This is a genomic window from Myxococcus sp. AB025B (assembly GCF_006518215.1).
Taxonomy (GTDB): Bacteria; Myxococcota; Myxococcia; order Myxococcales; family Myxococcaceae; genus Myxococcus; species Myxococcus fulvus.
In genome coordinates, this window is the sequence record NZ_SRLW01000068.1 from 1 (window position 1) to 23,067 (window position 23,067).

At 70.0% G+C, this 23,067-nt stretch carries 4 protein-coding genes; 1 reads left to right on the top strand and 3 read right to left on the bottom strand.

Going from position 1 to position 23,067, the window contains the following annotated elements:
- Both FL311_RS13965 and FL311_RS13970 read right to left on the bottom strand, forming a co-directional pair.
- Window positions 1-1,237, bottom strand: a 1,237-nt coding sequence (locus tag FL311_RS13965; protein ID WP_228556860.1) for a condensation domain-containing protein, incomplete at its 3' end; no start/stop codon positions are given.
- A gap of 58 nt (window positions 1,238-1,295) precedes the next feature.
- On the bottom strand, window positions 1,296-4,316 hold the full coding sequence (locus FL311_RS13970; RefSeq protein WP_141325640.1) for an amino acid adenylation domain-containing protein: 3,021 nt from the start codon (window positions 4,314-4,316) through the stop codon (window positions 1,296-1,298).
- Between the two features lie 365 nt (window positions 4,317-4,681).
- Between FL311_RS13970 and FL311_RS13975 the strand changes: the two genes are divergently transcribed.
- Complete coding sequence (locus tag FL311_RS13975) at window positions 4,682-8,401, top strand: type I polyketide synthase (RefSeq protein ID WP_141325641.1); 3,720 nt, start codon at window positions 4,682-4,684, stop codon at window positions 8,399-8,401.
- Here FL311_RS13975 and FL311_RS13980 read toward each other — a convergent pair.
- A complete protein-coding gene (locus FL311_RS13980; RefSeq protein ID WP_141325642.1) occupies window positions 8,398-23,007 on the bottom strand; it encodes a non-ribosomal peptide synthetase in 14,610 nt (4,869 codons plus the stop codon). The genes FL311_RS13975 and FL311_RS13980 overlap by 4 nt on opposite strands.
- Between the last annotated feature and the right edge of the window lie 60 nt (window positions 23,008-23,067).

Sequence of the window (23,067 nt, forward strand, 5' to 3'; positions counted from 1 at the left end):
CCCACCCCTCGGGCGTCTCGCGCAGGAAGCAGATGAGGTCGAACTTCGACATGCCGGAGTCGAAGGCCACCTCCTGCTCCACCAACCCCGGCAGCGACGGCAGCGAGCGCGGCCCCTGGATGACGAACATCACCTGGAACAGCGGCGAGCGACTCAAGTCACGCGGCGGGCGCAGCGCCTCCACCAGCGTCTCGAACGGGACGTCCTGTCGCGCATAGGCGCCCAGACACACCCGCCGCACCCGGCCCAGGAGCGAACGGAAGGACTCCTCCGGGTCCACGTCCACACGGGGCGCGAGCGTGTTGACGAAGAACCCGATGAGGTTCTCCAGCTCGCGCCGGTTGCGTCCCGAGATGGGCGTCCCCACCACCACGTCACGCTGTCCGCTGTAGCGCGACATCAACACCTGGAAGCACGCGAGCAGCAGCATGAACGGCGTCACGCTCTCGGCGCGCCCCAGGGCCTTCACCGCCTGGGAGAGCGATGGAGACAGCGGCACCGCCACGGTGGCGCCCAGGAAGGTCTGCACGGGAGGTCGGGGCCGGTCCAGGGGAAGCTCCAGCGAGGGAGAGGCTCCCGTCAGCAGCTCCGTCCACCACGCGAGCTGCTCCTCCAGCAGCGCCCCCTTCAGCCAGTCGCGCTGCCACACCGCGTGGTCCGCGTACTGGATGGGCAGCGCGGGCAACACGGGTGGGCGCCCTTCGGTGTGGGCCGCGTAAAGCTCCCGCAGGTCGCGCTCCAGCACGCCCAGCGACCATCCGTCGCAGGAGATGTGATGCAGCATCAGGAGCAACACGTGGTCGTCTTCCGCCACGTGCAGCAGCCGGGCGCGCAGCATCGGCCCCGTGCCCAGGTCGAACGGACGCCGCGCCTCCGCCTCCGCTTCGCGCCGTGCCTCGGCCTCGTCCGCGACCTGCGCCACCCGCAGCGTCACCGCGACCTCTGGCAGGATGTGCTGCACCGGTCGCCCCGCCTCCTCGCCGAACGTGGTGCGCAAGGACTCGTGCCGTCGCACCAGGTCCGACAACGCGCGCTCCAGCGCCGGGACATCCAGGCGCCCCTGGAGCCGCGCGAAGAAGGGCACGTTGTAGGAGAAGCCTCCCGCGTCCACCTGCGAGAGGAACCACAGGCGCTGCTGGGCGAAGGACAGCGGAGGCGCCGTGTCCCTCGACACGGGCACCAGGGGAGGGAGCCCCCGCCCCCTCCCCACCACTCGCTTCGGCTCGGGCGCGGCCATGGCTGCACCTCCGCCGACACTTATAGCGCCAAGCGACGTGCGGGTTCGAGCAACGGTCTCAGCCCGCCGCCTTCCACCGCTGCTTGGGACGCCAGGACATCATCCCCGGGCTGCCGCGCACCTTGTCCAGGTAGAAGCCGAGCAGCTCGGGGGTGAAGGTGGGCTCCTGAATCCCCGAGCCGGCCAGGTGCTGGCGCACGTGGGTGCAATCCCAGACGTAGTTGTCCTGGTACAGCTCCACCATCGCCTGTCCCCCACTCAACGGGTCCCTGAAGATGCTCAGCAACGGGAAGATGGGCGCCTCGGGGTCCGTGTCCCACAGGGAGACCCATTCCTTGAACGGCACCACCGGCAGGGGACGTCCCAGGGACTTTCCCACCCGCTCGAAGAACTCCAGGAGCGTCAGGTCGTGCTCCGGGGCGGGCGCGACGTGGAACTTCTTGCCCAGCCCCTTCGGGTCGCGGGCAATCACGGCGATCGCCGACGTCATGTAGTCCACCGTGGTCAACCCCTCGTGCAGCCCCCGCAGGTCCGGGACGGCATCCAGGATGAGGCAGGTGCTGACCAGCCGTCCCCACCACTGGTAGCTGGCGAAGGCGCCCGTGCGGCTGTGCAACGTCGCGTAGCCCAGACGGAACGTCATCAAGGGCAGGCCCTGCGACTGCGCGAGGTCGGCGATCTTCTCCATCACCCACTTGCTGCTCGCGTAGCCGATGTCGGAGATGACGGCGGGGAGGTTCTGGTCGATGTCGTCCGTCTCCCGCATCACCTTCTTGCCGGTGAGCCGGTTGCCCCAGCTGTGGATGGAGAGCGTCGAGAACAGCATCAGCGCCTTGACCCGCTGATGGCCAGCGAAGGCAATCACCTGCCGCACGCCCTCGACGTTGTCGCGCTTCATCTGGGAGTAGGGCTCGATGAAGTTCACCGCGCCGGCCGAGTGGTAGATGACGTCCACCGACGCGGACAGCTGGCGGTAGTCCTCCTCGGCCATCCCGAAGCGGGGCGCGGCGATGTCTCCGGCATGGACCCGCACCCGCTCCCAGTCACGCTCGCTCAGCGGCACCTGATAGTGGTCGACCACCTGTCGCAGCCGCGCGCGTCCCAGCGCGTCGCTGACATCGCGCACCAGACAATGGACGTCGGCGTCGTTGCGCGAGAGCAACTCCGACAGCAGGTGGACGCCCACGAAGCCCGTGGCCCCCGTGAGCAGGATGTGCCGAGGCCGCGCGAGCCGCCCGGGGTCGAAGCCCGAGGAGAAGTCCGTGCCGGGCAGGAGCCAGACATCCTCCCGGAGCGCGCGCAGGGGCTCCGGGTCATGCATCGCGCCCCCGTGCGCGGCTCGCGGCGCCAGCGCGGTGGCGAGCTTCCGGACGGTCCTGTGCTCGTAGACATCACGGATGTAGGCCTTCAGGCCGAGTCGACGGGAGACGTTGGAGGCGAGCGTGGAGGCCAGCAGCGAGTGCCCTCCCACCTCGAAGAAGCTGTCGTCCGCCGTGAACCCGGAGTGGCCGAGGACCTCCGTCCAGGCGCTGGCGAGGCTCTTCTCCAGCTCGCCGGAGAACGCCTCCTCGCCCTGCGTCCGCACCGTGGAGGTCCGCAGCATCTCCCGCAGGGCCTGCTTGTCCGTCTTGCCATTGGCGGTGGTGGGGAGCGAGGCCAGACAGAGGTACTGGCCAGGCAGCATGAAGTCGGGCAGCTCCACGCGCAGCGCCGCCCTCAGGCTCGCGATGAGCGTCGAGATGGGGACCTGGGCGTCACGCGGCGAGACGAACGCCACCAGTCGCTTGTTGGAAGGACCCGCGGAGTCATCGACCAGTACCGCGGCGGCCTTGAGCGCCGGGCCGCGCATGAGGACGGACTCCACCTCGCCCATCTCCACGCGATTGCCGCGAATCTTGATCTGCTCATCCTGACGCCCAAGGAACTGGATGCTCCCATCCGGCAGCCCACGCGCCAGGTCTCCCGTGCGGTAGACGCGGTCGCCGAGCGAGGGCGGCGTGACGAAGCGCTCGGCCGTCAGCGCGGCATCCCCGAGATAGCCACGCCCCAGGCAGTCACCCGCGATGCACAGCTCTCCCACCTCGCCCCAGGGCACTACCTCCAGCCGCTCATCCAGGATGAAGACCTCGACGCCGGCGAGGGGTGTCCCGATGGAGGCCGGCCGGTTCAGGCGCTTGCTCTCCACCACCCGGTGGGTGACGAAGATGGTGGTCTCCGTCGGTCCGTAATAGTCCACCAGGGTGTAGGAGAGCCCCTCGGTCTCCACCGGATGGAGTTTCTCGCCCCCGGTGAAGAGGTAGCGCAGGGCCAGCTTCTGGCCTGCGGACCTGCTGACGAAGTCGGGCACCATCACCGTCGGGAGGAAGGCGTGGGTGATGCCGTGCTCGGCGTAGAACGCCAGCAGGGCGCCCACGTCCAGGCGGATGTCGTCCGTGAGCACGTGGATGCAAGCCCCCGCCGCCAGGGCGGAGCCCACCTCCCATTGCGAGACATCGAAGGCCACGCTGGCCATCAGCACGGTGCGACTGCCAGGCCTCATGTCGAACCGGGCGTTGTGCCAGCGCACCAACTTCGCCAGGGAGTGGTGCTCGATGACCACCCCCTTCGGCTGCCCCGTGGTCCCCGACGTGAAGATGGCATAGGCCGCGTCATGCCCCTGGATGTCCACTGCACGGAAGGCCTTCACGGGCTCCTGGCGCAGCAGCGCATCGAGGGACTGCACCTCCCAGCCCGGCAACGTCATGGTCGAGGACGTGGTGGAGAGCACGAGGGGCGCATCACATTGGCTGGCAATGGCTTGCTTGCGGCGGTCCGGGAAGGCCTTGTCGATGGGCACGCACGCCGCGCCCGCCTTCATGACGGCAAGCAAAGCGATGACGAGGCTCTCCGAGTGCTCGGTCACCATGGGCACCAAGGAGCCCCTGGCGACACCTCGCGCCTGGAGATGGGCCGCGACCTTGCTGCTCCTCGCGTCCAGCTCCGCATAGGAGAGGCGCTCCCGGAGCCCCACCACCGCGGGGGCACTGGGATTGAGGACACACTGACGACGAAAGCCGTCGAGCACGGATTTGTTCGACACGAGAGACCTCCATGGAGAGAGAAGGAGCCAGCAATGGAAGACACCATCACTGACCCACACAACAATCACGCAACAACCGCGCCTCATTCCACCCAAACCCACGGACGCAAACCCATCGCAACACATCCAACCCCGCAGGCCCTCTCGGGCCGAAAGACAGCTCACCCATCCCCCGCACCTCCCTGCACCTGCGGGCCAGGCACGACCCGCGACACAACGCGGGTCTGGAACCTGGGCGACCGGGTCGGAACGGGTGCGCCGCTCCCGCGCGGGATGGCAAGCGGGGGCACATCCCCCTCGGGACTCCACTGGAAATATCGTGGTGCGGGCTCAACTCGCGGAGCGGGGCATGCTCTATTTCAGGGATGAGTGAGCACGCGTCCGCCATCGCCATCATCGGGTTGTCGCTCCGCTTTCCGGGCGCCTCTGACGCGCGGAGCTTCTGGTCCAACCTCATCGCGGGGGTCGACAGCGTCACGGTGCTGGACGCCGAGCAGAGGGCGAAGGCTGGCCATCCCTCGGAGGAGGGCTGGGTCGCGGCGGCGGGTGTCATCGAAGGCGCGGACCTCTTCGATGCGCGCTTCTTCGGCTACTCGCCACGAGAGGCGGAGCAGTTGGACCCACAGCAGCGGCTCTTCATGGAGTGTTGCTGGGGAGCGCTCGAGGCCGCGGGCTACACCGCTCGCGCCAGGCCCCTGCACGTGGGCGTCTACGGCGGTGCGTCTCTCAGCAGCTATCTGCTGACGAACGTCCTGCCCAACATGGAGCGCCGCTCCAGCGATTGGACGGAGAGCGTCCTCGGCACGCACAGCGACTTCCTGGCGACGCGCGTGGCCTACAAGCTCAACCTCACCGGCCCCGCGATGACGGTGCAGACGGCGTGCTCCACGTCGCTGACCGCCGTACACCTCGCGTGTCAGTCGCTGCTCGCGGGCGAGTGCACGCTCGCGCTCGCCGGTGGCGCTGCCGTGCGCTCGCCGCAGTTGAGCGCCTACCCCACGCAGGAGGGTGGCATCTCCTCGCCCGATGGACACTGCCGCGCCCTCGATGCCCAGGCCGCGGGCACCGTGCCGGGCAACGGCGTGGGCGTGGTGCTGCTCAAGCGCCTGGAGGACGCGCTCGCGGATGGCGACCCCATTCGCGCGGTCATCCTCGGCTCGGCCGCCAACAACGACGGCAGCGGCAAGGCGGGGTTCACCGCGCCCTCCGTCTCCGGACAGGTCACCGCCATCGGCGATGCGCTGGCGCTCGCGGGCGTCGAGCCGGGCTCCATCTCCTATATCGAAGCGCATGGCACGGGCACGCCACTGGGTGACCCGGTGGAGGTCACCGCCCTCAAGCAGGTGTTCGAGGGCGTGGCGCCGGGCTCCATCGGCCTGGGCTCGGTGAAGAGCAACCTGGGCCACCTCGACTCGGCGGCCGGCGTGGCGGGACTCATCAAGACCGTGCTGGCGCTGGAGCACCGCCACCTCCCCCCCACGGTCCACTTCCGTCGGCCCAATCCGCTCCTGGGCCTCGACGACAGTCCCTTCTACGTCGTGGCCGAGCCGCGTCCGTGGAACTCCAGCGGGCCGCGCCGCGCGGGCGTGAGCTCGTTCGGAATGGGCGGCACCAACGTGCACGTGGTGCTCGAGGAGGCCCCTGTCCGTCCCGCGTCACCTGCGTCCCGCGGGACGGAGCTGCTGCTGCTCTCCGCTCGCTCCGACGCCGCGCTGGAGCGGATGACCACCGAGCTGGCCGAGCACCTGGAGCACAGCCAGGACGCGCTCGCGGACACCGCACACACGCTCCAGGTCGGACGTCACCGCTTCGAGCACCGGCGCTTCGTCACCGCGAGCACCGCGAAGGACGCGGCCGCGCGCCTGCGCGACCCGGGACAACGTCCACGCACGAGCCACGACCCGGTGGAGAAGCGTGGCGCGGTCTTCCTGTTCCCCGGCGCGGGCTCCCAGCGGGTGAACATGGGCGCGGAGCTGCTCGACGAACCCGTCTTCCGACAGGCCATCGACCGCTGCGCGGCGCTGCTCCAAGGTCCTCTCGGCGCGGACGTGCGCGACGTGATGTTCGCCCCCGCCGAGCGCTACGACACCGCGGCGCGAGAGCTGTCACGCCCCCTCTGGACCCAGGCCGCGCTGTTCACCTGCGACTGGGCGCTCGCGCAGCTGTGGCTCGCCCGAGGCGTCCAGCCCGAGGCGCTGCTCGGCCACTCCCTCGGCGAGTACGTGGCGGCGTGTGTGGCCGGCGTCTTCACGCTGGAGGAGGCACTGGAGCTCGTCACCGCGCGCGGAAGAATCATGGAGCAGCTCCCGCCCGGTGGGATGACGGCGGTCCTCGCGCCGGTGGCCCAGGTGGAGGCGCTGCTCCATCCACGACTGTCCGTGGCCGCGCTGAACACACCCTCCGATTGTGTCATCGCCGGCGCACTGGAGGCGCTCGACGCCCTGGAGTCGGAGCTCGCCGCGCGAGGCATCGAGACCCGGAGGCTCCGGCTGGGACAGGCCGCGCACTCGTTCATGCTGGAGCCACACCTGGCGGACTTCGCGCACGTCGTGTCCCGCATCAAGCCGCGCGCGCCCAAGCTCCCCATCGTCTCCAGCCTCACCGGAGACTGGCTCACGGAGCGAGAGGCCGTCACCGTCGACTACTGGTGCCGGCATCTGCGAGAGACGGTGCGCTTCTCGGAGGCCCTGCACCTGTTGCTCTCGGGCAAGGAGCGAGCCTTCATCGAGGTCGGCCCCGGCACGGCCCTGTCCTCGCTCACCCGACGCCACCCGAGCCGCTCCACCCAGCCCGTGGTCTCCACGCTGCCGTACACCTCCGAGGAGCCGACGCATCCACTCGCGTCACTCGGCGAGGCGTGGCTCGCGGGCATCACCATCGACTGGGAGCGCTTCCGAGCGGGCGAACGGCGGCGGCGTGTCACCCTCCCCGGCTACAGCTTCGACCGCGAGCGGTACTGGATTGAACCCGTCACGGCCACTCCGCGCTCCGTGGGGCCACGTGAAGAACCCAGGCCCGCGCCACCACGGCCCGAGGGTTCGCGCGCCGCGCCTCCTCGCAACGACACGGAGGCCACGCTGCTGGAGTGCTTCCGCCTCACGTTCCATCTCGACAACATCGGCATCCACGATGACTTCTTCGCGCTGGGTGGCGACTCCCTGCTCGCCTTGCGCCTGAGCGCCCGCATCCAGGAGCGCCTCGGCGCGAAGCTGCCCTTGAAGGCCGTGCTGGAGGCCTCCACCGTCGCTCGACTCGCCGAGCGCATCAGCGGCGCTCGCCCGACACCGAAGACGAGCCCCGACTGTGTCGTCCAGCTTCAGACCGGCACGTCCTCGAAGGCCCCCCTGTTCTTCGTGCATGCCGCGGGCGGACAGGTGCTCTTCTATCGGGAGCTGGCCCGACAGCTCGCGCCCGACCGGTCCGTGTACGGATTCTCCGCCGTGGGCCTCGAGAACGATGAGCCCTGCCTCACCACCGTGGAGCAGATGGCGGCGCACTATGTCGCCGCGCTCCGAATCATCCGACCGACAGGCCCCTACCTGCTCATCGGCGCCTCACTGGGCGGCACCATCGTCTACGAGATGGCGCGGCGCCTGTCGGCCGAAGGCGAGGCCGTGCCGCTGTGCGCGCTGTTGGACACGCCGCCTCCTGGCTCCTTCTCCATCGAGCTTGCCGACCGGATATCCCTGCTCGCCTTCCGCGCGGGGGAGATGTTCGACCCCGCCGCGAAGTGGCCCGAGGACCTCCCCGTGGAGGAGCAGTTCCGCAGGCTCCAGGAGGAGGCGGAGCGCCAAGGTCTCGCGCCGCCCTTCGCCACCGTCGAGGACGCGCGTCGGCAGCTCGACGTGCTGCGAGCGAACTCCCGGGCCCTGAGCCTCTACACGCCGCCGCGCTGGGAGGGAGGAGAGGTCCAGTACTTCCGCGCCCGACGTCCGCCCCCGGGGTTCCCTCCACACCCCGAGCTGGGCTGGCTGGACCTGGGCGCGGCGACGCGCGTGGACATCACGCCTGGCGACCACTACACGATGCTCCAGGCACCTCACGTCGAGGTGCTCGGAGCGAAGCTGGCGCGGCTGCTGCCCTAATCCGAGCCCGGCCGCTGACGCCGCTGGCGCGCGAGCCGCTGGAGTCCCTCGCGCCGGTTCTCCGCCGTCGACGGAGACTTCGGCGCCTCCCGCGTCGGGGACAGGTGCTCGGCCAGCGCTCGCACGGAGGGGAACTGGAGCAGGGACACCAACGGCACCTTGCGCGACAGCTCCGCCTCCACCTTCACCTGGAGCGTCTGCAACAGCAGCGAGTTGCCACCCAGGTCGAAGAAGTTGTCTCCCGCGCCCACGCGGTCCAGCCCCAGCACCTCCGCGATGAGTCGCGCGAGCACGGCCTCCAGTCCCTCCCGGGGCGCCACGTAGCCGCCACTGAGCTCCGGGCGACTCGACTCCGGCGCGGGGAGCGCCTTCCAGTCCGGCTTCCCGTTCGGCGTGAGGGGCAGCTCGCGCAACAGCACGAAGGCTGACGGAATCAGCGCCTCCGGGAGCGTGCGCTTCATCCACGCTCGCAGCACGTCCACCGTCAGCGTGACGTCCTCCTCGGGCACCACGTAGGCCACCAGTCGCATGTCCCCCGGAGTGTCCGCGCGGCCCATGACGACGGACGACCGCACTCCCGGGCACGTCGCGAGCGCCGCGTTCGCCTCGCCCGGCTCGATGCGCACGCCACGCACCTTCACCTGGGTATCGGCTCGACGCAGGTACTCGAGCCGTCCGTCCTCCAGCATGCGCACCACGTCGCCCGTGCGGTACAGGCGGCCTCCGTCCGCGTACGGGTCCGGGACGAAGCGCTCCGCCGTCAGGTCGGGTCGGCCCAGGTAGCCTCGCGCGAGCCCCATCCCTCCGAGATACAGCTCACCCCAGACACCGGGCGGCACCAGGTGCCCCGCCTCGTCCATCACCCTCACGACCACGTTGTGCAACGGCCGGCCAATCGTGAGCCGGGCGCCCGCGAAGCACTCACCCCAGGTGCCGCACACCGTCCCTTCCGTGGGGCCATAGCCGTTGACGAAGCGACGCCCGGGGCTCCAGCGCGCCACCAACTCCGCGTTGCACGCCTCGCCCGCGGAGACCAGGACCCGAAGCGCGGGCAACTCCACCACCGGGGACACCGCGAGCACGGAGGGCGGGAGGATCGTCACCGTGATTCGCTCCCGCGCGAGGAGCTCCGTCAACGGGCTGCCGGGTGACATCTGCTCGCGACGCGCCAGGCACAACGTCGCCCCGTTCAACAACGTGGGGATGAGCTCCGCCACCGAGCCATCGAAGCTCACGGGCGCGAACTGCAACACGCGGTCTCCTGGCCCCAGCCCTCCGAGCACCGTGGGGAAGGACCGCGCCAGATTCGCCGCGCCGCGGTGCTCCAGGAGCGTGCCCTTCGGGCGGCCCGTGCTGCCGGACGTGTAGATGACATACGCGAGGTTTCGCGCCGTGACCTCGGGCGCCACCTCGCCCGCGCGGCCCTCCGGCACCACCACCCGGTCCAACAACACAGTGTCTCCCGAGTAGTCGAGCCGCGAAGCCTCTTCCGAGCGGGACACCAGCAGCCGCACTCCGGAGTCGTTCAGCAGGTAAGCGAGCCGCTCCGTCGGATGGTCGGGGTCCAGCGGCAGGTAGGCGCCTCCCGCCTTGAGGATGGCGAGCATCGCCACCACCCACTCGAAGCCCGGCCGCAGACACAGGCCCACCACCATGTCGGGCCTCACACCCCGCTCGCGCAGCAACACCGCCAACGCCTGGGAGCGCAGGTCGAGCTCCGCGTAGGACAGCCGCTGTCCGTCCATCTCCACCGCGACGCCGTCGGGCGTGCGCGCGGCCTGGGCAGAGAAGAGGCGATGCAGGCACTCGCCTTCGGAGGGTTCCGCGTGGCCTTGCTGGGTGAGCAGCTCACCGTGCGCGGCCCCGGACAGGAGCGGGAGGTCCCACAGGCGCGTCCGCGGCGCCTCCACCGCGGCCTCCATCAACCGGACCAGGTGCTCGGAGAAGCGGGCCATGGTCGAGACGTCGTACAGGTCCGCGCCGAACTCGAGGAGGCCGTCGATTCCATCGGCCGTCTCCCGCAGGCCCAGCGACAGGTCCACCTTCGCGGCCTTCAGTCCCAGATCCAGGGGACGCTGCGTGAGTCCCCGCAGGGCCAGGTCTCCAGACGGCGTGTTCAGCAGGTGGAACACCACCTGGACCACGGGCGCGCGGCTCATGTCCCGCTTCGGGCTCAGCGCCTCCACCAGCTTCTCGAACGGCGTCTCCTGGTGGCTGAACGCACCGAGCACGGACTCCTTCACGCGCCCCAACAGCTCCAGGAACGTCAGCGCCCCCGTCGCCTCCGTGCGCAGCACCAGCGTGTTCACGAAGAAGCCGATGAGTCCTTCCACCTCCTTCACCGTGCGGCCCGACACCGGCGAGCCCACGACCACGTCCCACTGTCCGGTGTAGCGCGCAAGCAGCACCTGGAACCCCGCCAGCAGCGTCATGAAGAGCGTCGTGCCCTCCTTCTGGCTCAAGCGCTTCAACTTCTCGCTCAGCTCCCGCGAGAACCGCACCGGGACGCTCGCGCCCCGGTAGCTCTGCACCGGAGGCCTCGGGCGGTCCGTCGGGACCTCCAGGTACTCCGGCGCTCCCGACAGCCGCGTCTTCCACCACGACAGCTGCTCGTCCAGCACCTCACCCTTCAACCACTCACGCTGCCAGACCGCGTAGTCGGCGTACTGCACCGGCAGCTCCGGCAGCGTCGCGGACTCCCCCCTCACGTATGCGCCATAGAGCGTCTCCAGCTCCTTCGCGAGCACACTCATGGACCAGGCGTCGGACACGATGTGGTGCACCACCAGCACCAGCACGTGCTCCCGCTCGCTCAGCTTCAACAGCGTCACGCGCAGCAGCGGGCCCGTGACGAGGTCGAACGGACGACGGCTGTCCTCCGCGCCCAGACGCAGGGCTTCCTGCTCGCGGGCCTCAAGCGTCAGCCCACTCAGGTCCACCACCGGCAGCACCAGCGCCGCGGAGGCGTGGATGTGCTGCACCGCCCCCCGTGCCTCCTGCTGGAAGGTGGTTCGCAGCGACTCGTGACGCTGGATGAGCGTGTTGAAGGCGCGCTCCAGCGCCGCGACGTCGAGGTCTCCCTCCAAGCGCATCCCGAAGGCGATGTTGTAGAGCGAGCCCCCGGGCTCCAGGCGGTCCAGGAACCACAGGCGCTGCTGCGCGAAGGACTGCGGCATCCCCTCGACCCGCGTCACGGGGACGAGCTCCGGCCGCCCCGTCGCGCCTCCGCCGCGCACCAGCGACTCCAGCTTCGCGGCGAGGGCGGACACGGTGGGCGCCTCGAAGAGCAGACGTATCGGCACGTCGAGCCCCAGCACCTTGCGCAACCGCGAGGCCACCTGCATCACCAGCAACGAGTGTCCACCGCGCTCGAAGAAGTGGTCCTCGGCGCTGATTCGCTTCACGTCCAGCAAGGGCGCCCACGTCTCCGCGACCAACTCCTCCATCGCGGTCCTCGGCGCGATGAAACCCTCCGTCACTTGTCTCGATTCACGACTCGAGGAGCGCTCGGCCTGGATGTGGGACGCGGGTCGCTTCACGGGCACCTCGCGATGCCCCGGCATCGGAAGCTCGCACAGCTTCGTCTCCGGTACATCGACCGCGGCCTCCAGGAGCGACTGGAAGTGGTCCGCCATGCGCTCCACGAGCGCCCGGTCGAACAGGTCCGTGTTGAAGACCCAGTACCCCGCCAGTCCCTCCGCGTCCTCTTGCATCGCGAGGGCGAGGTCGAACTTGGCCACCTGCGAGCCCAGGTCCAGCGGCCGCTGCGTGAGTCCCGGCAGGGAGAGCTCGCCCACTGGAGCTGTCTGGAGCGCGAAGGAGACCTGCACCAACGGCGAGCGGCTCAGGTCACGACTCAACTGCAGCGCGTCCACCAGCTTCTCGAACGGGACCTCCTGGTGGCCGAATGCGCCGAGCACCGATTCCTTCACTCGCCCCAACATCTCCCGGAACGTCAGCTCGCCCGCCGCCTCCGTCCTCACCACCAACGTGTTCACGAAGAAGCCGATGAGTCCCTCGACCTCCTTCACCGTGCGGCCTGACACGGGCGAGCCCACCACCACGTCCCACTGTCCGCTGTAGCGCGCCAGCAGCACCTGGAAGCCCGCCAGCAACGTCATGTACAGCGTCGCGCCTTCTTGCTGGCTCAGGCGCTTCAGCTTCTCGCTCAAGGAAGGAGAGAGCCGTGCTGGGACGTTGGCGCCTCGGAAGGTCTGCACCGCGGGCCTCGGGCGGTTCGTCGAGACCTCCAGGTACTCGGGGGCTCCCTTCAGTTGCTCCTTCCACCATGACAGCTGCTCCTCCAGCGCCTCGCCCTTCAGTCGCTCACGCTGCCAGACCGCGTAGTCGGCGTACTGCACCGGCAACTCCGGCAGCGTCGCGGCCTCGCCTCTCACGTACGCGCCGTAGAGCGACTCCAGCTCCTTCGTGAGCACGCCCATCGACCAGCCGTCGGACACGATGTGGTGCACCACCAGCACCAGCACGTGCTCGCGCTCGCTCAGCTTCAACAGCCTCACTCGCAGCAGCGGACCCGTGACGAGGTCGAACGGACGCTGCTCCTCCTCGGTCCCCAGTCGCAGGGCTTCCCGTGCTCGCTCTTCCGGAGGCAGGCCCGTCAGGTCCACCCGGGACACAGAGAAGGATGCAACAGGGTCGATGTGCTGCACCGCGCCCTGCTCGGTCTGATGGATGGTCGTCCGCAGGGACTCGTGTCGCCGGACCAACTCCTGGAACGAGCGCTCCAACGCTCCGACCTCGAGCGCCCCCTCCAGCGTCAACGCGAGGGCGATGTTGTAGAGCGGGCTGTTCGGCTCCAGTCGGTCGAGGAACCACAGGCGTTGCTGGGCGAAGGAGAGCGGCGGGGCTTCGTCTCGTGTCGCCTGGACGAGCACCGGGCTTCGAGGCGTCGTGCCCCCTCGGACCCATCCCTCCAGGCTCTCCGCGAGCGAGGACACGGTGGGGGACTCGAACAGCATCCGCACCGGGACCTCGACCCCCAGCGCCTCGCGCAGGCGGGACGCCGCCTGCATCACCAGCAACGAGTGGCCGCCCTTCTCGAAGAAGTGGTCCTCGGCGCCGATGCGCCCCACGCCCAACAAGGGCTCCCAGACCTCCGCGACCCGCGTCTCCATCGCCGTCCTCGGCGCGATGAAGCCTTCCGACTCAGAGCGCTGCGCCTTGCCCCGGGCGGAGATGCGCGCGCCCGTGACCTTCCGTGAGGGCTCGCGGTGGCCCGGCATCGGGAGCGCATTCAGCTTCGCCTCCGGCACCTCCGCCGCCACGTCCAGCAAGCGCAGGAGGTGCGCGGTCATCCGCTCCACGGTCGCCGTCTTGAACAGGTCCGTGTTGAACTCCCAGGCGCCGACCAGTCCCTCCTCGTCCTCCCGCAGGGCCAGGGCGAGGTCGAACTTGGCGGTCCTCGTTCCCAGGTCCAGCGTGCGCGCGGTGAGCCCCGGCAAGGAAAGCTCGCCCGTCGGTGTCGTCTGGAGCGCGAAGGACACCTGCACCAACGGCGAGCGGCTCAGGTCTCGGCTCAACTGCAACGCATCCACCAGCTTCTCGAACGGGACCTCTTGATGCGTCAGCGCTCCGAGGACGGCGTCCTTCACCCGGCCCAACATCTCCCGGAACGTCAGCTCGCCCGCCGCCTCCGTCCTCACCACCAGCGTGTTCACGAAGAAGCCGATGAGCCCTTCGGTTTCCTTCACCGTGCGCCCGGACACCGGTGAGCCCACCACCACGTCCCACTGCCCGCTGTAGCGCGCCAGCAGCACCTGGAAGCCCGCCAGCAGCGTCATGTACAGCGTCGCGCCCTCCTGTCGGCTCAGGCGCTTCAGCTTCTCGCTCAGCTCCCGCGAGAATCGCACCGGAGCGCTCGCTCCTCGGTAGCTCTGCACCTTCGGTCTCGGACGGTCCGTCGGCACCTCCAGCGCCTCGGGTGCTCCAGCCAGCCTCGCCCTCCACCAGGACAGCTGCTCCTCCAACACCTCCCCCCGCAACCACTCTCGCTGCCAGACGGCGTAGTCCGCGTACTGCACCGGCAGCTCCGGCAACATCGCGGCCTCGCCTCTCACATGCGCGCCGTAGAGCGCCTCCAGTTCCTTCGTGAGCACCCCCATCGACCAGCCGTCCGCCACGATGTGGTGCACCACCAGCACCAATACGTGTTCGTGCTCGCCCAGCTTCAACAACGTCGCTCGCAGCAGCGGTCCCCTGCCCAGGTCGAATGGGCGACGTCCCTCCTCGACGGCCAGCCGCAACGCCTCCTGCTCACGACGCACCACGGACACGCCGCCCAGGTCCACCACGGGCAGCGCCACGGGGCCCGCGGCCTGGATGGACTGGACCGCGCCCTGCCCTTCCTGATGGAAGGTCGTCCTCAAGGACTCGTGGCGGCGAACCAGCGCCTCGAAGGCATGCTCCAAGGCACTGACCTCGAGCGCGCCTTCGAGTCGCAGCGCGAGCGGGATGTTGTAGAGCGGGCTGTCGGGCTCCAGGCGGTCCAGGAACCACAGGCGCTGCTGCGCGAAAGATTGAGGCAAGGCGCCGATGCGCGGCACGGGCACCAGCGCGGAACGCTCCGCTCCAGGCCCTCCGCGGACCAGCGTCTCCAGGCGCCTCGCGAGCGAGGACACCGTGGGGTTCTCGAAGAGCGTCCGCACGGGGACGTCTCGCCCGAGCACGTCACGCAGCCGAGAGGCCACCTGCATCACCAGCAGCGAGTGCCCACCCTGCTCGAAGAAGTGGGCCTCCGCGCTCACATGCCGCACGCCCAGCAGCGGCGCCCAGACGCCCGCCACCAGCTCCTCGAAGCCCGTCCGAGGCGCGATGAACCCCTCGGGCACGGAGTCGCGCGCCACACGCTCGAGCCGACGCGCCTGGATGCGCGCCACGTCCACCTTCTCCGGCACCTCGCGATGCCCCGACAGGGGCAGCGTCCCCACTCGCGCCTCGGGGTCCGCCACGGCCGACTCCAGCACCTGCTGGTAGTGCGCGGCCATGCGCTCCACCGTGGAGACATCGAACAGGTCCGTGTTCAGCTCCCAGAAGCCCGTGAGGTCCTCCGCGTCCTCCCGGACGGAGAGCGCGAAGTCGAACTTCGCCATCCCAGGCTCGTACTTCACCTCCGACGCACTCAGGCCCGGCAACACAGGCAACCGCGCCGGCCCGTTCAGACCGAAGGCAACCTGGACCAACGGGGCCCGACTCGTGTCACGCGTCGACTGCAGCGCCTCCACCAACTTCTCGAACGGGACCTCCTGGTGGCCGAATGCGCCGAGCACCGACTCCTTCACTCGCCCCAACATCTCCCGGAACGTCAGCTCGCCCGCCGCCTCCGTCCTCACCACCAACGTGTTCACGAAGAAGCCGATGAGTCCCTCGACCTCCTTCACCGTGCGGCCCGACACGGGCGAGCCCACCACCACGTCCCACTGTCCGCTGTAGCGCGCCAGCAGCACCTGAAAGCCCGCCAGCAACGTCATGTACAGCGTCGCGCCCTCCTGTCGGCTCAGGCGCTTCAGCTTCTCGCTCAGCGCGGCGGGCAGCCCCATGGCCACGGTCGCGCCCCGGTAGCGCTGCACCGCGGGCCTCGGCCGGTCCGTCGGCACCTCCAAGACCTCGGGGGCTCCCGTCAGCCTCGCTCTCCACCAGGACAGCTGCTCTTCCAGCACCTCGCCCTGCAACCGCTCGCGCTGCCAGACCGCGTAGTCCGCGTACTGCACCGGCAACTCCGGCAGCGTCGTGGCCTCGCCTCTCACGTACGCGCCGTAGAGCGACTCCAGCTTCTTCGCGAGCACGCCCATCGACCAGCCGTCCGCCACGATGTGGTGCACCACCAGCACCAGCACGTGCTCACGCTCGGTCGACTTCAACAGGGTCGCTCTCAGCAGCGGTCCCGTGCCCAGGTCGAACGGCTCGCGCGCGAGCCTCTCCACCGCGTCACGCAGTGCTCCCTGCACGGGGACCACCGCGAGCCGCACCGCCAGCTCGGAGACGATGCACTGCACCGGCTGTCCCTCCACCTCCTCGAATGTCGTCCTCAGCGACTCGTGTCGTCGCACGACCTCCGCGAGCGCCCGCTCCAACAACCCCACGTCCAGCGAGCCACTCAGGCCCACGACGAACGGCAGGTTGTACGAATACCCACCCGCGTCGAGCTTCCCCAGGAACCACAGGCGCTGCTGCGCGAACGACAGCGGCATCCCCGCGAGCCTCGGCACCCGCGACGGCACGGAGGGGCTCGCGCCGGAGCCTCGCGCCGTCAGTCCCTCCAGTCGCTCCGCCAGCGCCTCCACCGTGGAGGCCTCGAACAACCACCGCACCGGCACGTCGCGCCCCAGTGCCTCCCGCAGTCGCGACACCACGCGCGTCGCCAGCAGCGAGTGGCCCCCCAACGCGAAGAAGTCGTCCTTCACGCCCACCCGCGCCACGCCGAGCAGCGGCGTCCAGATGCGCGCGACCAGTGACTCCATCACCGTCCGAGGACTCTGCACCTCCTCGATGCCCGGCCCCTCCTGGTCCGGCGACGGCAAGGCCCTGCGGTCCACCTTCCCGTTGGCCGTCAGCGGCAACGCCTGCAGTCGCACGAAGGCCGAGGGCACCATGAACTCGGGCAGCTTCTGCTTCAGCCAGTCGCGCACCTTCAGCATCTCGGGCCCTTGCTGCTCGACGTAGTACGCGACCAGCCGCTTGCCCCCGGCTCCGTCCCGCACCACCACGAGCCCCTCCTTCACCGAGGGATGCGCGAGCAACGCCGCCTCCACCTCGGCCAGCTCGATGCGATAGCCCCGCACCTTCACCTGGCTGTCGCGTCGCCCCAGGAACTCCAGCACCCCGTCCGGGCGCCACCGCGCCAGGTCCCCCGTGCGATAGAGGCGCTCTCCCGGCGCCGCACTGAACGGATTCGGGATGAAGCGGTCCGCCGTCACGTCGGGCTGGCGCAGATAGCCTCGGGCCAGTCCATCGCCACCGATGAACAGCTCTCCCGCCACGCCCACGGGCACCGGCTCCATCCCTTCATCCAGGATGTAGACCTGCGTGTTGCCGATGGGCCGCCCGATGGGTACCGACGTCCCCACGTCCTCCACCCGCGTCATCCGATGCGTCGACGTGAAGAGCGTGCTCTCCGTGGGCCCGTAGCAGGCCGTCACCGGGATGCGCAGCTCCTCGAGCGAGCGCCTCACATGCGGCGCGGACACCACGTCGCCGCCCGTCAGGAGCTGACGCACCGTCTTCAGCCCCTCCAACCCCAGCTCCACCATCTGGCTGAACAAGCCCGACGTCAGGTGCAGCAGCGTCACCGAGTGACGTCGGAGCACCTCGGACAGGAGGTCCAGGTCGCTGGGCGAGCGCGGCGGGAAGACCACCAACCTTCCACCGAGACACAGAGGGCCCCAGACCTCCAACGTCGACGCGTCGAAGGAGATGGGCGCGATGAGCAGGAAGGTCTCCTCGGGTCCCAGCTTCGCGTAGGGCGCGCCGTACAAGAGCCGCAGCACGCCCCGGTGCTCCACCGCCACGCCCTTGGGACGCCCGGTGCTTCCAGACGTGAAGTCCACGTACGCCAGGTTGCGTCCCGACACCGGCATGCGTGGCGCAGTCGTCGGCTGTCCGTCGAGCCGCTCCTCCTCCAACAACATCAGCTCGGGACGACCCTCGCGAGGCAGCTGCTCCAGGAGAACCCGGGTGGTGAGGAGCAACCGTGGCGCCGAGTCCTCCAGCATCTGCTCCAGTCGCTTCGCCGGGTAGCTGGAGTCGAGCGGCACGTACGCGCCACCGGCCTTGAGGATGGCCAGCAGCGACACGATGAGCTCCACCGAGCGGTCCAGACACACCGCCACCAGCACGTCCACGCCGACGCCGCGCGCCCGCAGTGCCCAGGCGAGCTGATTGGCTCGTGCCTCCAGCTCCCGATAGGTGAGCCGCTCGTCCCCGAACTCCAGCGCCACCGCGTCGGGGCGCAGTGCCACCTGCTCCTCGAAGAGGTGGTGGACACACGCCTCGCGTGGGAACTCCACCGCCGTCTGGTTCCACTCCACCAACAGTCGCGCGCGGTCCTCCGCGGGCAGCAACGACAGCGCCGACAGTCGGGCCTGGGGACGGGCGGACAGGCTCGACAACAGCTCCAGGAAACACGCGGCGAGGCGCTGCACCGTGGACGAATCGAAGAGGTCCGCGTTGTAGATGAACTGGCCCTCGACACTCGCGCCCGGGGCGTCCACGAGCAACAGCTCCAGGTCGAACTTGGCGATGGTGCTCGCAAAGTCCCAGGGGCTCGCGGTGACACCGGGCAACGACAACAGCGGCGCGGCGTCTTGCAACGTGAAGAGCACCTGGAACAGCGGCGAGCGGCTCAGGTCCCGCTCCGGACGCAGGTGCTCCACCAATCGCTCGAAGGGCACGTCCTGGTGCGCGAGCGCCCCGAGCACCGATTCCTTCGTCTGACGCAGGAACACCTCGAAGGAGCGCGCCGCATCCGGCTGCCCCCGCAGGGCCAGCGTGTTGACGAAGAAGCCCATGAGGCCCTCCGTCTCCTTCGCCGTGCGCCCCGACACCGGCGTCCCCACCACCACGTCCCACTGTCCGCTGTAGCGCGCCAGCAAGACCTGGAAGCCCGCCAGCAGCGTCATGTACAGCGTCGCGCCTTCACGCCGCCCCAGTTGGCGCAGGGACTCGCTCAGGTCCTCGGACAGCCGCACCGGCACGCTCGCGCCACGGTAGCCCTGCACCGGCGGCCTCGGCCTGTCCGTAGGCAGCTCCAACACCGGCGGCGCGCCCTTCAACGCCTCACCCCACCACGCGAGCTGCGCGGACTCCACCTCGCCCTTCAACCAGTCCTGCTGCCACGCCGAGTAGTCCGCGTACTGCACCGACAGCTCGGGAAGCTCCGCCCCGACGTACAGCGCCTCCAGCTCCCGCGTGAGCACGCCGAGCGACCAGCCGTCCGCCACCAGGTGGTGCAGCACCACCACCAGCACCTGCTCGTCCCTCCCCGTCTTCAACAGGCTGGCCCGGAGCAGCGGACCTCGCTTCACGTCGAAGGGTGCCTGGACCTCGTGCACCACCTGGTCACGCACCGCCGCTTCCACGTCGACGGCGTCCTCGACGGACGTCACGCGCAGGGAGATCGCCGCGTCCGGGACGATGCGCTGCACGGGTTCCCCGCCCACCTCCACGAAGCTCGTTCGCAGCGCCTCGTGCCTGCGCACCACCTGCGTCAGGGCCTGCTCCAGGGCACGCGCGTCCACCGCGCCATGAAGTCGGACGACGAAGGGGAGGTTGTACGAGTGTCCCCCCGCATCCAGCTGCGCGAGGAACCACAGCCGTCGCTGCGCGAACGACAGCGGTGGGTCCACCGGCCGGTCCCCGCGCGTCAGCGAGGGGCGCCGCGGACTCCCGCCCGCCGTGCTCAACCGCTCGGCCAGCACCTCCACCGTGGGCGCCTCGAACAACAGTCGCACCGGGACGTCGTGGCCGAGTTCATCCCGGAGGCGCGACACCACACGCGTCGCCAGAAGCGAGTGCCCACCCAAGGCGAAGAAGTCATCTCGCACGCCGACGCGCGACACGCCCAGCACCTCACGCCACACGCTCGCGAGCGTCTCCTCCATCGCGGTGCGCGGCGCCTCGTAGCGCGTGCCCGGGGCCTCTCGCGCGGACTCCAGCTGCGGCAATGCCCGGCGGTTCACCTTCCCGCTCGGCGTCAGCGGCAGCGCCTCCAGCGGCACCAGCACCGAGGGCACCATGTACTCGGGCAACCGCTTCGCGAGGCGACGCTTCAGCGCCTCGGCATCCCAGGCGCCCGTCGCGACGACGTAGCCCACCAGCTGCTTTCCACCGCGCTCGGAGACACGCGCCACCACCGCCGCGTCCTCCACGCCCTCCACTTCCTTCAGGGCGATTTCGACTTCACCGGGCTCCACCCGGAAGCCACGCACCTTCACCTGCTCGTCCGAGCGCCCCTGCAGTTCCAGGTTCCCATCCGCGAGCCACCGCCCCCGGTCCCCCGTGCGATACAGCCGCCTCCCATCTCGACCGCCCTGCACCGCATTGGGGACGAAGCGCTCCGCTGTCAGCTCCGGACGCCCCCAGTAGCCGTGCGCGAGGCTCGGCTCTCCCAGGTACAGCTCCCCCGTGACGCCGATGGGGCACGGCTCTCCGAACACATCCAACACGAACACCTTCGCGAGCGTGATGGGCTTGCCCACCGGAGGGAGCGCGGGCCACGTCGACGGCGGGCCCTCCGCCCTCCAGGCCGTCACCACGTGCGACTCCGTCGGCCCGTACTGGTTCTCCAGCACGCACCCGGGCAGTCGCTCGAAGAACGACACCACCGCGGGCGTCACCTGCAGCGGCTCACCCGCCGTCACCACCTGCCTCAACGGAGGGAGCGCCGGCTCGTGCCGGGCTCGCTCGGCCAGTGACTGGAGCGCGACGTACGGCAGGAAGAGCCGCTCCACGCCCTGCTCCCGCATGTGCGCGAGCAGCAGGGCCGGGTCCTGCCGCGTCGTCGCCGAGACGAGCACCAGCGTCCCGCCCTCGCACCACGTGCACAGCATCTCCTGGAACGACACGTCGAAGCTCAACGCGCTGAACTGCAACGTCCGCGCGCGCGGCGCCGCCGTGCTCTCGAGCTGCCAGCGCACCAGCGTGTCCAGCGCGCCGTGGGACATCGTCACGCCCTTGGGTCGCCCCGTGCTCCCGGACGTGAAGAGGACGTAGCAGGGAGTAGCGGGAGACAGCACCCACGCGGGCGCCAGCGTGGACGCCTCGGCGATTCGCGCGGCCTCCTCATCCAGCCGCACCCGACGCGATGCGCTCTCCGGAGGAAGCACGGCCTCCAGCGACGCGTGCACCAGCACGACCGGCGCGCCCACGTCCTCGAGCATCCGGGCCAGTCGCTCCCGTGGGTAGCTCGCATCCAGGGGCATGCATGCCGCGCCCGCCTTCAACGTCGCCAGCACCGCCACGGGCAGCGCCAGGCTGTCCCGCTCCAGGCACAGGCCCACCACGTCACCCGGGAGAACACCCAGCGTCCGCAGGTGGTGCGCGAGCTGATTGGCCCGCGCCTCGAATCGCGCGTACGTCAGCGACTCGCGTCCACTCGTCACCGCCACCGCGTGCGGCGTGCGCGCCACCTGGGCTTCCACGCGCCGATGCAGCAACCAGGACGGAGACCGGTACTCCTGCCTCCAGTGCCACTCCTGCACCACCGCCTGTCGCTCCTCGTCATCCAGGAGCGGCACCGTCCCCACCCGGGCCTCCGGGTTGCCCACCACGCCCTGAAGGAAGCGGACGAAGTGCCCCGCGAGCCTGCGCACCGTCGCCTCGTCGAAGAGCGCGGCGCTGTACTCCCACAACCCCATCCAGCCGTCCGGCGTCTCGCGCACGAAGAGCGTGAGGTCGAACTTGGCCACGCCAGGCTCGAAGTCCGCGTCGCGCGACTCCAGCCCCGGCAGTCGCACCAGCGGCGGCGCGCTCTGCAGGACGAGCAGCACCTGGAACAGCGGCGAGCGGCTCAGGTCCCGCACCGGTCGCAGCGCGTCCACCAGTCGCTCGAAGGGCACGTCCTGGTGCTGATACGCCCCCAGGCACGAGCGGCGCACCCGCGCGAGCAGCGACTTGAAGGACTCGTGTCCATCCACGTCCGTGCGCAGCGCGAGCGTGTTGGCGAAGAACCCGATGAGCCCCTCCACCTCGCGCCGCGTGCGCCCCGCGATGGGCGTGCCCACCACCACGTCCGGCTGGCCGCTGTGCCGCGACAGCAGCGCCTGCAGGCTCGCGAGCAGCCACATGAACGGCGTCACCGACTCCTGCTTGCACCGCTCATGCAGCGCGCGCATCAGCTCCGCGGGCAGCGGCACGCCCAGCACCGCGCCTTGCGTCGACTGCACCGCGGGCCTCGGCCTGTCCGTGGGCAGCTCCAGCGCGGGCGAGGCCCCCGCCAGGTGCTCTCGCCACCATGCGAGCTGCGTCTCCAGCACCTCGCCCGTCAACCACTCCCGCTGCCACGCCGCATGGTCCGCGTACTGCACCGTCAGCGCCGGCAGCGCGGACTCGCGGCCCTCGACGAGCGCGCCGTACAGCTCGCGCAGCTCGCGCTCCAGCAGCGACAGCGACCACCCGTCGCACGCGATGTGGTGCAAAGTCAGCAGCAGCACGTGGTCGTCTTCGCCCAGCCGCAGGAGCCGGGCGCGCAGCATCGGCCCGGTGCTCAGGTCGAACGGACGCCTCGCCTCCTCCTCCGCGTGCCGACGCGCCTCCTCCTCCCCTTGCACCCGCTCCGCGTGCAGCGTCACCGTCGCCTCGGGCGAGATGTGCTGCACCGGCTCGCCCGCGACCTCGGCGAAGGTGGTCCGCAGCGCCTCGTGCCGGCGCACCACCTCCGTGAGCGCCCGCTCCAGCGCGGCCACGTCCAGCCGGCCCTTCAGCCGCGAGAAGAACGGCGCGTTGTAGGCGAAGCCCGAGGGGTCCAGCCGCGAGAGGAACCACATGCGGCGCTGGGCGAAGGAGAGCGGCGGCGCGCCCTCGCGGCGGACCGGCACCACGGGGGGCGGCCTGCGAGCACGAGGGCTCGCGGGCTTCGACTCATTCGCGGACATGTCGACACCTCAACTCAAGGAAGCAGATCTCGAAGACACGAAGCCCCACGACACGGACAG